We start from the raw sequence: 14,562 nt of genomic DNA, 5'->3' as shown, positions 1-14,562 counted from the left end.
AATTTTACGTATTATCTTAAGAATTTTATTGCTTTTCTTTTCATTTTAATTATCATTTACGAGTATTTCATTTAAAATAAAGTATAAAACCCATAAATAAAATCCTACTCCTAAATTTAAATTAAAATTACTTTTACAATTATTCCATTATTTATTAACATTTCTAATTATGGTATAATTACATGGAAAATTTAAGTATTATATACACTATTTTAAACTTAAGAAAATAGGAGATGATTTTATGGCTGTAGCAATAGTTCAGCAGCAACAACAACCAAATGATAAGATTAATATTGACTTGTCTAATTCTAATGTTGCTGTAGTAAAAAGTAAAAAAGAAACTAATCCCCCTATAAAAGATGAAAAACAATCAAAGGATAAAGATAATTTAAAATCTGATAAAAAAACCGAGCCTAAAGTTGAAGAAAAAAAGCAAGATAAAGGTAACTCAAAGGAAGAAAATAAAGCTCAGGTAAAAACTGAGCCTAAAGTTAAAGAGGATAAAGACACAAAGAAAAGTTCTGAAGAAATTAAAGAAGAGGTAAAAAATCAAAAACCTGTTATAAAAGAAGTAAAATTACCTGTTGAAAAAGATTCAAAGAATTCTTCTGAAAATTTATCTAATAACTCAAGTGACTTTGCTTCAGATGTTAATAGAAGATTATATGAATATGAAAGTGTTAGAAGTAATCAATCTAATGCAATGAATGAAGCTATTCGTCTTCATAATGGAGACCCTAGCAACACTTGTGTTTTCTTCCAAGGTGCTTGTTTAAGAGCAATAGGAGTACCTGTTCCAAGTCATATTGGATACACTTCTAACCTTTGGAATTGGCTTGAAAATAATAACTGGGAAATGCATAGAGATTTTTCAAACATCCAAAAGGGAGATATTATCTTTGCAGGTGAATATCACACAATGTGTTTCATGGGATGGAAGGATAAAGCAAATGGTATTGCCTATGTAATGGGAAATGAAGCCTATACCTATGGAGATGCCTATGCTCATCGTAATTTAAATGGACAAGCTCCTACTAAAGAAAATGGATGGAATAGACAGTATAGAGCTACAAGATACTATAAATATAAAGGAAATTCTTCAAAAAGTAATTCTGACATTGTAAAAACAAATATTGTAACATCAAAACCTGTTAGCTCAAAGGATCATAAATATACAGTTGAAGCCTTAAAGGGTACTGTAACAGCTAAGCAAGATGTTTATATTAATGAAAAACCCTTCCCTACTACTGAAGGAATTAAGCCTGTAGGACTAGCTAATGGAGGAGATAAATTAACTGTAACTGGTAGAGCATCAAATGGATGGTATGAAGTTCTTTATAATGGCCAAAAAGCTTACATAAGTCATAGATATACTGACTTCTTAGAAGAAAAGGAAGCTCCATCTAAGTCATCTGATTCTGTTACTCCTCTTGGCGTAGTTAAAACTAATACTTCAGATAAAAAATCTGATTCTAAAGAAGATAATAAAAAGATAGAAAGTTCTCTTAAAGACAAAGATGAAAAGGTGAACAAGGGAGATAAATCTACTGAAGATAAAAAGGTAGATGAATCTAAGGATAAAGCTACTAATAAAGTGGAATCAAATAAAACTGAACAAGCTAAGCCCGCTGAATCTAGTAAGCCAGTTGAAGAAACTAAAAAAGAAGAATCAAGTAAGCCTTCTGAAACAGTTACAAAAACTGCCTTTATAAAGGCTAATGGTGGTTTATGGCTACATTCTAGTAAGGATACTTCATACTCTTCTAGAGTAACCCTAATGAGTAATAGAGCTAAGGTTAATGTTTTAGAGGAAGATAACTCTTGGTTTAAGGTTGACTATAATGGAAATACTGGTTGGTGTTCAAGTAAATATGTAACTAATCCAGTTTCTTCTCATAGTTCAACTAATAAAAAAGTAGAAGAAAATAAATCTACAGAACCTAAAAAAACTATGGAAGAAAATAAACCTAAGAAAGAAGCTGAAACAAGCAAACCTGCTTTAACAATTGTTAAAACTGCTTCTGTAAAAGCTAATGGTGGACTATGGTTACACTCTTCTAAGGATTCCTATATCTCTTCTAGATTAGCAATTATGGATAAAGGTGAAAAAGTTACAATCTTAGAGGAAAATGGCGATTGGTTTAAGGTTAACTATAATGGTAAAACTGGCTTCTGTGCAAGTAAATACTTAAGTGAACCTACTACTTATGAAAAACAATCTGAATCTAATAAAATAGAGGAAGTTAAAAATACCTCTCCTAGTAAGGCTGTAGAAGAAAGTAAACCTACTGCACCTAAGAAAACTGTGGAAGAAAATAAGCCTAAAAAGGAAACTGAAACAAGTAAACCTACCTTAACAAATATTAAAAGAGCCTCTGTAAAGGCAAATGGTGGTTTATGGCTACACTCTACTAAGGATTCCTATGCATCTTCTAGAATTACCATAATGAGTAATGGAGAAAAGGTTGATATTTTAGATGAAAGCGGATCTTGGTATAAGGTTAACTATAATGGAACTATGGGTTGGTGCTCAAGCCAATTCTTAAGTAACCCAACTGTTATCTCTCAAAGCTCACAAAGTAAGCATGTAGAAGAAAATAAACCAGTTTATGAAAACAAAACAGTTGAAGTAAGTAAACCAGTTACTAGTACAGTAAAAACAGCTTACATAAAAGCTAATGGAGGTTTATGGTTACACTCCTCTAAAGATTCCTATGCTTCTTCTAGAATAAGCATAATGAACAAAGGATCAAAGGTAAGAGTTTTAGAAGAAAGTGGTTCTTGGTTTAAAGTTGACCACAATGGAAATATAGGTTGGTGTTCAAGTGAATTCCTAACTACTCCAGTAACATCACAAGGTAATACTGTGGAAGTAAGTAAAATAGTTAAATCAAATACCAGTGAAGCTTCCCTAAGAGAAGGCCACATAAAGGCTAATGGAGGATTGTGGCTACACTCATCTAAAGACTCCTCTACTTCATCTAGATTAACTGTAATGGGTAATGGTCATAAGGTTGAAATCTTAGAAGAAAGTGGAGATTGGGTTAAGGTTAGATATAATGGAAACACAGGTTGGTGTGCTAAAAAATTTATAGCTTAAAAGAAATTGGTACTTATATAATTAATTTTCAGGGTAATTTATAGCTTTTCTTGCTTATAAATACCCTAAATAAAGGCTATAAAATATATTTTTAAAGGCCCATAATTTAAAAATTCTATTTAAATTATGGACCTATTTTCTCTTTAAAAGCCAAAAACTACTCCATGCCAACTTTTATGCCATATGTATTTAAACTTCTAATTCAACCTTATATATTTCCTTATTGCTTATCGATAATTCTTTCTCTAAATCATAAGCCTTCTCTATTTCATAAAAGATATCTCTATGCTCCTTTAAAAACTTCTTATTTTCCTCTTCAATGTTAATCACAATATCCTTATTTATGTTTAGTAGTTCCTGCTCTTTTTCTGAGAGGCTTTTAGATATTATGATTTCTCCATTATCCCTAAAGCTTATTAAATGCTTATCAAATAAGGAATCATGATTTGGACATAGTAAGAATCCATTAAAGGGATTTAGCTTTTCCTCTGGTGTACTTTTGCTCCAAGGTTTTATATGGCTTGCTATTAAAAGCTCCTTATGAGCTAGTCCACAAATTTTACACTTACTCTCTCTTTTAAATAGTGCTTCTCTAAACTTGTTTTGGTTTTTTCTAGCCTTAACAACTCTCTCTATGACTTCTCCCACTTCATTTATTTCTTCTATGGTTTTGTTTTCAATGTCTATATCTAGCCTTTCTAATTCACAAAGAACATCATGACTATATTTAGTTTTCATTTCCACATCATATTTTATGGCTGTTTCCTTTGTAAATTTCAATCTAGGCACTCTTACACTAAGCTCTTTAGAATCTTCAAAGTCATTTATTTCATTTTTAAAAACTTCCTTCATTTTAGGTATTAACTTATCCCATACAATTCTTATTTTGTTGTTTTTTTCTCTTTCTATTTCCGCTTTGAAATTCTCAGCATTATAAATAAGAGTTATAGACTTTTTTTGTCCATAAATTACATCTTCACACTCAAAAAATTTTCTTATCTCTATAGGTATATGACTTCCCCTTTTAAAAGAAGATTTATCTAAATTTTTAATTACAAAACTTAAATCTTCTTCGTCATATTGCCATGATTTTATTTTTTTCAAATTATACCTCCTAAAAATAATAACACTAGACTAAATTTAATCTAGTGTTATTTACTTTAGTTATTTATTTTACTTAAAAATATTCTTTTTTCATCATTTGTTAATCTATTAAACATAGCAATAACACCATCAACTCTCTGCTCTGCTATTTTAGTTGAAGCTTCTTCTTTTTTTATTTTTATAATTTCTAATGTATTATTCGAAATATAAGAGGGAATATTTTCCATTTTATTTTGCCAATTAATACATTGATCTAGTGACATATTAGAAAAATCAATATAAATATTTTCTTTTTTCCATTTCTCTTCATTTTCTTTTAAATTATTAAGTATATCTTCAATATTTTTTTCTATTAAAGGCAGTAATTTACTTGATTTATATCTTTCTAATAATTTTTTCTTTAAAACATCAAAGTTATTCCAAGTAACTTCTTTACCTTTAATTTCTCTAATATAAAATTTATATTCTTCAATTTCACATTTTAATTTTTTAATCTCTTCTATATCATCACAAATAATTTCTAAGTCTAATACTTTATTTATATCATTTAATAATTTATCTAATTTAGAGTTACAATCTATTTCTTCGCTTAATATTTTTATATCTTCTATAAGAATTAATTGCTTTTCTTCTCTTTCTATTAATATTTTATAAATACTATCTATATCATTTAAAGCAGTATTCTTTATTGAATTTGGCATATCTTCTTTTTCTAATTCATACTTTAATGAACTTAACTGATTCTTTAGATCTCTTATTTCAGTAAATTTCATGTTTATTTTTGTATTAACTGATAGTCTTAATTCATTTATAGTATTAAATAATCCCCTAAATGCCTCTTCTCTTTCTATTCTCTCTATAACTTTATTTATTTTATCTGACAAATTATTTGCTAATTCATCTTCTTTTAATTTCTTTAATATTCTTACCGCTGTTCCTAAATAGCGTTCCTTATATATACTAATTTCAGTTATGTTAAAATCTAATTTTTCTATAAATCTAGGTGCTCTAGATCTAATTACTTCTCTTATTTCTATATCTCTTTTCTTTATTTCATTTTTTATATTGTCACTATATTCATATCTATTGCCTAATTCTTTAGCTAAAATTCTTTGTAAATCACTAATAACTTTAAATGATTTTATTAAATCAAATTGTTTTTTTAAATTTGATATTGATAACTCGATTTCATATAACTCTTCATTTATCTTAGTATTAATTTTCATACCATCTTCTAATCTTTTTTCTGCATTATAATATAAATCTTCCATTTCTACTGGTATGTCTTCTGCTTCATTTATAGCTTTTAACTTTTTATATAACTCACTACAAAGTTCTGGATACTTATTTTTTTCTATGTCTTTAACCAATTTATCTAATTTTTCTTTAGTATCCATCTCATTCATTAAAAACTCACATTTAAAAATAAGTTCTAAATTTAACTTATCTTTTAATATTTTAGCTAAATCAGTTCTTTTTAAATTTTTTCCTACATAATTTAGTCTTATATTTTTATTTTCAACTAATATATATACCATAATTAAATTAATTTGATATAAATTTAATCCATAAGGAGCTTGCATATATTTATTTAATAATGAAAATCCTTTTATTGAATTATTTTTTTCTATATTATCTATAATTTCCTTAGTAATTTCAAAAACTATATTATTTTTAGGAGCTATACTTAAATAATTTTTATCAAATACACCCCATCCAAATGAGAAGTCCTCTCTTAATACAGCATCAAATCTATTTTTAACATCCTGAGTTACTGATGACATAGCTTGTCTATTTTTATATCTTTCAGTAATTAGTATATCTATAACTTGTTTATAATAGTTCTTTGCTTTGACACTTGTCTTCTTATCAAATCCATCAAACATAAATGGAATTGCTTTAGTATATATATCTGAGAAAACTTTATTGCAATATCTAGTTGATCTATAGTTAACTGTAACTAGTCCTTCTTTAGTTATATATGCCCTTTTACTTGCTAATTCAGTAAATGTTCTTACAATCTTTATCTTAGTTTCAGCTACATCCTTTTTGTATAAATTATTATACTTATCTTTCTCTTCCTTATTAAATTTATTTAATATATTTAATTTATTTATATTATCTTTTAGTTCATCTTTAGCATCATTTAAAATTGAAACAATTATACCTAGATCAAAAGCTTCACTATTATTTAATATTTCTTTAACTTTATCAATATTATAACTCTTAGAATCACAATAAACCCATAGATAAATCCCTCTTGACTTTTCTCCATCTATAGCTACTTTAACTCTTGAAATTAAAGATTTAATATAACCTTCTGTTAATTCGTTTATATCTATAAAGAATTTTTCATAATTCCACTCTTGAGTTTTTATTCCTTTTAACTGTGAAAATTCAACTAAAAAATTTTCATCTAAAGAAAGATCTGCTCTTACGGAAGGATCTTCTATTTTAATTGAATCGTCTCTAGTTACTACTTTATATTTAAAAAATGTTTTTTTATAATCATTTATACTACTTCCAGTTGATATAAATTCGTATCTATTAATCTTAGAATCATATGATATAATTCCAAACTCATCTTCTAGTTCCTTTAATGTTTTATCAACATCTTTTCTTATTCCTGTTATATATTCTATTCCACTTAAATTATCAGCTTTATCAAAAAACTTAAATTTTCCTATATTACTTATTAAAATACCTCTAAGAACATCTAATTGTTTTTTAGATAATTTCTCTTCATATTGAGTTATTATATTTTTATACATTATACAATGCTGACTATTTTGAATTCCTTTTTCTTCTGCTCCTAAAAGCTCATTAAAAAATTTTGATTCTATAAGCTCTGTTGGATATATTTGAACTAGTTTATCTCCAAACAGTTCCTCATTGCTATATTTTTCAAAAATTTCTTCTGCAAAGGTTAAGGTTGATCTTTGCTGCATCCAATCTGAAGAGTTACATAATAGCCATACTGTTAAGGGATTTAGTGGATAAGTTCCTTTAGCTATTATTTTATTAAATAAACTTTCATTTTTCCAAACTATATTACTATTAGGTAACCATCTATTTATTGAATTAAATATATTATTATAATATTTAGATAAAACTCCGTCTATTCTACTACCTATTATAAGCTCATATTGTTTTTCATCTTTTTTATTTATAAGATTAGCTAAAATAGTTTCTAAATTAGATGATATGTATAATTTTTCACTAGTTTCATATCTTCCTACATATCTTATTATATTATTTGAGTTTTCTACTCTAGTTAAATATGCATTTAAATCTGATTGAATTAATCCAATAAACATAACATTCTTATTAGAATTTTGAATAGCCTCAAACATCTGTTGTAATCCTGATTCACCAGCTAAAGTTCCTACCGCACCAGCATATTCTATAAATCTACCAAATTCATCAAATAATATTATGATATTTTCAAAAAAATTATTTTCCACACAAAGATATTTATTAAGCTTATTTATTATTTCACCTGCTGATACACCTTCATCCCATTTAATGTAATTACTAGTAATTTCTTTATAAACTTCATTAATTATATTAAATGCCTTTATATCTCCTTTTAAATTTTCTAATAATTCCTTTTTTAAATTCTTACTAAGATTATATTTTGTATTATTTTTAGAATAATATTTAAACCTATCTTCAAACTTTTCATAATTTTTTTCTACAAAATGTTCTGCAACTTCATAGGCTTTAGTCATATCTTCTAAAAATGAATCATTAACTCCCTGCTCTTTTAAAGCTAATTTAGCCACTTTTAGCATTTGATAGTTTAAATTAAAATCATTCATACCATTAAGTGTAAGTAATAAATTTTTTCCTCTTAAAGTTTTAGATATATAATCATAAGAACTATTATCTACATCTTTTATTTTATTTAAAACTATTTCTCTTTCATTATTTTCTTCTCCTAAAAGCGTTGCTAAGGTCACACCTAAATGAGATTTTCCAGTTCCATACCCTGCTATTGTTAAAAGGAATCTATTACTTTCTTTATCCTTATATAGTTTTTCTACTATTCTTTTGACATAACTTGCAGTATCAATTAAATTTTTTCTTTCAACTCCATGATAATCTTTTCCGTGAAAAACATAACTTTTAGATACATCTTTTCTCTTTGCTTCATCATAATACCAGTCTATTTGAACAGCACCATCAAAAAAAGCATCTCTATTAAACTTTAAAATATCTTTTATTTTCATAATTTTCACCCCTAAATTAACATAGAATATAAATCAAATTTTATATCATCTGAGTTTTCTAATTTTATAATTGTTAAGGGACTTAATTGCTTATTTAATTTTATAATGTTATACTGCTCTAATAACTCTAGGGCTTCTAATATTTTATCATAGTCAAAACCATATGAAATTCCCCATTTCATATCATTTAAAACCTCTAATACTGTTATCTCTTTTCTATCTGGATATAGTTCTTCCCATGTTTTTAATAAAGTATATCCATATACATATACATTTTCAATTAATACTGAACACTTATTAAATGATATATTATCTGAATTTTCATCTATTAATTTTAAATCTGAAAAATCATTTTTATAAGTACCTATAATAGGTCCCATTTCAATATTATTTTTATTAAAATAGATTTCCATATCTCTCTTTAAGTCTGATTTTGATATAGATCTATTACCAGAATACACTTTAAATAGGTAGCACCATTGAGGTGCACCTAAATTTTTATCTGTTAAGTTATAATTCATAATACTTTTTGTTACTTTTTCTATAAGAAAAGGATCTTCTGCAAAAATAATTTTTCCTAAATCAGTACTACTTAACTTATAAATACAATTTTCAACTTCGTAATCTATTAGTCCCATATAAGATGCATATATAATACTTGGCTTTACTTTTCCACTTGATACTCCTGAAGGTATTCCTGTTATTTTGCTTATTTCTAAAATTTCTCCTTCATAATACTCCTGAGCTAATTCTAATATTTTAGATATATACTTTAAATCCGGTGCAAAAGATTCATGAAACCTTAAATTTTTATCATAAATTGCCATTTTTTCTTTCCTCCAAACTGCTTACTTTTATTATCTTTGGTGAATATCTAATTAGTCTTTCACCATTAGGTTGTTTCATTTGACCAGATATTACGCATTCGCCTTTCCCTAAAAACTTCAATTTTTCTTCCCATATTTTAGCTTCTTTTGTATCGCTATCTATAATCCTAGCAATATCTTTTATTTCTGTCTCTGGTGGTGCAAAATATATTTTCTGAGCTGCTTGTTGTAATCTTCCAATTTCATCAATGTCCATCTGACCTTTTAAAAACTGAGTAGCATACCATCCTGAAACACCAAATTTTCTACCTTCAGTTAATATATATCCACTAGGAGAAGTCTCACTATGATCTAAGTTTTGAGCTTCATCTAATACAACTACAAAAGGATTGTCTTCACTTCCAAACCTTCTTGCATAATTCCATATATCCCATAAAATTAATGTTGTTAATAAGGTTTGTACATCTCTAGTATATCCTGTTAATTGAACTATAAATACATCTCCATCTGATTTTATAAGTTTTTCCCATGAAAACTCACTGTTGTTATCAAAAGCTTTTGTATCTAAAAATACTTGTATTTTACTTAATGTAGTTTTAGCTTCCTTAGTTCCTAATTCTTCAAGTTCTTGTGCTAATATTGAAAAGTCCATTTTATCACCAAACTTCTCTAATCCATTTCTTGTAGCTGTATAAAGATTACTAAATTGTTGATCTCCTAAAGAATATACTGATTTAAATGTTTCAGCTATTCTTCTAGCTATATCTATGTCTTCTTCATCCTTAGTAAATCCACTTATAGATATTTTTTGTCTTTTAAATGGATTTATATCAAACTTTTCAAACATAACTATTTTTTGCTTTAATCTTTCCCCTAAAAACTCTCTAAATATAGGATCTAATTTATCTTCTCTAAAACCATCAGTGTAATCAAAGATTATCGCAGGAACCCCTTGCTTAGTTAATTCATAGAGTAAACATTGAATACAATAAGTTTTACCAGTACCAGATCTACCACTTATAAATAAATGTCTGTTATTTAAATCCTTATTTCCATATTCCCAATAAATATTTTTATTAGTTCTTTCCTCTTTTCCAACTAAGACCCTAATATCCTTTAGCTCTTTATAATCACCATTCTTTCCACTTAAAATCTCTACATTCTCATTATTTAATTCATTATTATTTTCTTTATAAATTTCCTTTTCCTTGTTATCTAATTGATTTCTAACTTCTACTTCTTCTATATAACCTTTTTCTTTATCTATATTATCGGCTTCTAATTTTTCAAATAAAGAATCCATATCATCTAAATCTTCTATTACTTCCTCTTCAAACACTTGATTTTCTTCTCTCTTCTCTTCTGGTAATAACATCTTTTTAATATATAGTTGACCACATTCTATTATCCTTATATCTGAAGTTATATGTTCTACATCATCTATATCATAAACACAATTGTCTATACATGTTATTTCCCTTGAATTTATCCAATAAGCAAAAACTTTACCGCTCCAATTTATTTTATATCTTCCATTTAAGACACCTTCTATTTTATTTATAACTCTTTCATATTTTTCATCATCTTCATCTATATTTATCTTTGAAAATATAAGAGCTCTATATAACTGATTACTCCAATATCTCTTGCTTGTTTCTATAGATTTATCCCAAATTTTGCTTAAAGATAAAATACCTTTCTTAACTTGAGTTATTGCCTTGTTCTTCTTTACATTGTCTTCATTCCCCATTTTACATTCAATAACCGTTGCATTTATTTTAAGATTACCATATTCATCACAAAAGTCATCTTTTTTAATTTCTAACAATAATAAATCGGGTCTTATTTTATCCTCATCATTTTCATTTATTACCAATTCCTCAAACCAATGCATATGAGAATCTAAATTCAAAAGAATCCTTACTACATACTCATCATCACAAGATGGTATATTTAAATATTGAAGGGTTATTATATAAGAAAGAAAACTATGAATTGCAAAATCACTACTATTTAAGGCTTTTAATATCTTTCCCCCATCTAATTCTTCAGCAGTTTTTATGCAAAAATCAGCTACTAAATCTAATGTATTTTCGTCATTACTCCAACTTCTAAAATGCTTTCTTAATCTATTTTTAAGTTTAATCTTAATATCTTCTAAAATATCATTTCTAGCAGAAACTGTAACATTTAGTTCTCCATAATTTCCTTTTCCAGTAGTAAATCCAACAATATGTCCTTTATTTTTATTAGATAATATTTCCTTATCTATACTTTCATCCATACATACTACCCATTTAGCACTATTGTGGATATTTTGAAGCAATTCATTTTTTCTTTCATCTATGGCTATTTCCTTTACAACCTTAAATTCACATTCTTTACTACTAGGATTTTTTATCCTATTTAATAATTGAGTATGCTCATATTCTAAATCAAATTGAGACTGTGTTATGTTTATAGCTCTTTTATTAGCACTTTTAGATAGTGGCAATGGAGGAAATACCATAGGATATTTTGAGGCATCATTATTTTCTTCGTAATCTCCCTCAAAAACCTCTCTTAATTCAACACTTTTTGTTTTCAAAATATTACCAACAAATATTATATCTTGTTGTTTAAGAGTATCATCTAAACTTTCAACTATATGTTTACTTTCAAAATCTTTATTTATAACAAATGTTTTAATATTTATATTATCCTTTTCAGATAATTTATTATCCAACCAATATTTAAGATAATCTACACCATTTTTTTCATTTTTATCTCTTATTATTGTTAACTTTATATTTATACCTTCATCAGAAAAATTCTTAACAACTTCATTTATTCCTGAAACTATATATTGTAGACTTTCTGGATTTAACATTGTTATTTTTATGCCATCTGCTCTTGTTGGAAAAATTTTTATATAATCTATAATATTTTCTGATATTATTAATGATTTTGGAGATGATTTTAAAATATCACTAATATTAATTTCGTCATCTTCTATTATAAGACTATTATATCCATTTAATATTTCTTCTGATTTATAATCTAAATCCTCATATATAGCATAATTAGCTATAACTTTTTCTGAAGTAAGTAAATTTTTATTTCCAAATAAAGCATCTGCTCCCGTTGTTATTTCTGATAATTGTATCATTTTTATAATTTTATTTTTTAATTTACTGCTATCTACTTTTTTATCAATACTTGAAAGTAATATATCCTTTATACTTTTTCTAATGAATATTTGTTGATCTACTAATTTTTCTAACATTATAGGATGTATTGGTGGCATAATGACATTATCATATTCTTTGTCTTCAATTCCATCTTTATTTGATTTTCCTATATTAAATAAGTTTAATAAAATAAATATTTTCTCTTTTTCAATAGTCTTAAAAGATTTAAAATTTAAATTAACAAACTTTATTAAGTTATAATATTTGAAGATAAATTTATATATTTTTGAATCTTCATTTTTAATTTCATAAAAGAATCCATTCTTAAATATATCTTCGCTCATTTCTTTGAATAAATATTTTAAAGTTGTTACCTGATTATCAACACTTGATATAAATTTAACTTTCTCTTCAATTTCAGAGGTAATTATTTTTATCTTACTTTCTAATAATTTATTTAAAAATTCATCTTCGTTTTCAAAACCTATAAGCTCATTTAAATTTTCACAATACCACCCTAAAGGTATGTTATCCACTGAACATAGTTCATTATTAATTATGTTTTTACATAGTAAAAACTGTGTTTTCCATGAATTTATTGGATTAAATACCCATTGCCATTCATTTTCATATAAATTAGTTGTTAAATACTCTCCATTTCCTGCTTCTTCTTTTTTACATACTAATACTTTAATATTTATTTTTGAGGCAACATTTATATTTTTAGACCTGCTTATGTCTATAGATTCTATACCTTCTATCACAGCATCATTTTCATCTTTAATCTCTAATCTCCTATTTGAAAAAGGATCCTTGTCATCTAAATATTTTATTTCTAAATTTTCGTCGCCAAACTCAAAATTTTCTTTATTTATAAAATCTAGTATTCCTCCTAGATATGCTGATATGGATTTATATTCCTCTAAAAGTTCATCATTATCAATACAATTTCCTAATGTTATGCTCTCTATATTAAATATAATTTCATTTGGGAAGTTATTGTTTTCTTTTTTATATTCATTTAAACTATCTAATATAATTTCTGAATATATTTCAATAGGGTTACCTGAAATTTTATTTACTTTCTCTTTTTTCCCTTTAGAAGATCCTTCTTCTTTAACCTTTAATTTTAAAATTTCATTTACAATGGCAAAATCTATTTGCATTAATTTTTTTCTATTTTCTTCAAAATTTATTCCCTTTATAAAGTCTATTAATACATTAGAAAACTCTTCAAAATCATCAAAAACTTCTGTGTCTACAGGAAATTTCAAATCATCCTCTATAGAATTATTTTTCTTAAATTCCTCTAATTTTGATTTGATTTTATTTATTTTGCCCTTATTAGGATAAGAGGTTTTATACTCTTTTCTATTTACAAAATTATAAGCTTTCTTTATTACATCTGCTGCCTTAGCTGATTTTCCTTTTAATTTATTAAAGGATGGTCTTATATTATTCATACAAGGTAAATCCCAATACTTAGGTATTAAATCAAATATAAATTCAATAATCTCATCTACAATTTTAAAAGTTTCACCCTCTAAATTTTCAGCAATGTTGCTTACTTTTATTAAATCTATTGGAAAAATTGAAAATATCTCATCAAATATTCTATTTATTGCTTTTTTTACCTCATTACTATCTTTTATATTAACGCCTGAATTTTCTATAACTTCTTTAAAATAAGCGTAATATTTATCTTTTTTTAAGCTTTTTATTATTGTTTGAGGATTTATAGTATAAAAATCTGCTAATCCTCCCTTATCTTGAACAAGTTCTGTTCCCATTAATAAAACTAATTTTGTTGTGGCATTTTTATTATCTGTAGCAATTCCATTTCTCCATTTAGTCATTGCTCCATCAAAATCAACAAAATTATTATTCTCTAAAAATTTAATACTTTCTAAAATTTCTAACTCATCATTATTATTGTATTCTTTTTTGAATTCTTCAAATTTTTCTCTTGATAATTTTGCTTCAAAATCTAAATTGCTATTTTTGAAATACTTACATATTTCTTTATATATAATAGGACTTTCTATCCCCTCTAACTTTATTAAATTAATTTGCTTTTTCTGTTCTTGCTTTTCAATTTCATCTTCTATACTATTTATAAAATATTTCAT

5 protein-coding genes are annotated in these 14,562 nt (G+C 25.9%); 1 reads left to right on the top strand and 4 read right to left on the bottom strand.

Annotated features, from left to right (window positions below; all coding sequences use genetic code 11):
• Positions 1–241 precede the first annotated feature (241 nt).
• Positions 242–3,100 (top strand): SH3 domain-containing protein, encoded by a 2,859-nt coding sequence (locus I6G60_RS09135; protein ID WP_197925258.1) that lies wholly within the window; start codon positions 242–244, stop codon positions 3,098–3,100.
• Positions 3,101–3,289: 189 nt separating this feature from the next.
• Here the strand turns inward: I6G60_RS09135 and I6G60_RS09130 are convergent, their stop codons facing one another.
• The 4 genes from I6G60_RS09130 to I6G60_RS09115 are packed head-to-tail and all read right to left on the bottom strand — an operon-like array spanning position 3,290 to position 14,562.
• Positions 3,290–4,204 (bottom strand): HNH endonuclease, encoded by a 915-nt coding sequence (locus tag I6G60_RS09130; RefSeq protein ID WP_197925257.1) that lies wholly within the window; start codon positions 4,202–4,204, stop codon positions 3,290–3,292.
• Positions 4,205–4,260: 56 nt separating this feature from the next.
• Positions 4,261–8,436, bottom strand: a complete 4,176-nt coding sequence (locus tag I6G60_RS09125) for a hypothetical protein (protein ID WP_197925256.1) — start codon at positions 8,434–8,436, stop codon at positions 4,261–4,263.
• An 11-nt stretch (positions 8,437–8,447) separates the two neighbouring features.
• A complete protein-coding gene (locus I6G60_RS09120; RefSeq protein WP_197925255.1) occupies positions 8,448–9,263 on the bottom strand; it encodes a hypothetical protein in 816 nt (271 codons plus the stop codon).
• Entirely contained in the window at positions 9,250–14,562 is a 5,313-nt protein-coding gene (locus I6G60_RS09115; protein WP_197925254.1) for an ATP-binding protein, read from the bottom strand. Before I6G60_RS09115 ends, I6G60_RS09120 begins: the two co-directional genes overlap by 14 nt.

Origin of the sequence: Clostridium perfringens (assembly GCF_016027375.1) — a bacterium.
Lineage (GTDB): Bacteria > Bacillota > Clostridia > Clostridiales > Clostridiaceae > Sarcina > Sarcina perfringens.
This window is presented reverse-complemented; position numbering and strand designations above follow the sequence as displayed.

Coding starts and splice junctions, on each gene's coding strand:
- I6G60_RS09135 (WP_197925258.1), top strand. CDS start 242: ATGGCTGTAGCAATAGTTCAGCAGCAACAACAACCAAATGATAAGATT.
- I6G60_RS09125 (WP_197925256.1), bottom strand. CDS start 8,436: ATGAAAATAAAAGATATTTTAAAGTTTAATAGAGATGCTTTTTTTGAT.
- I6G60_RS09120 (WP_197925255.1), bottom strand. CDS start 9,263: ATGGCAATTTATGATAAAAATTTAAGGTTTCATGAATCTTTTGCACCG.
- I6G60_RS09115 (WP_197925254.1), bottom strand. CDS start 14,562: ATGAAATATTTTATAAATAGTATAGAAGATGAAATTGAAAAGCAAGAA.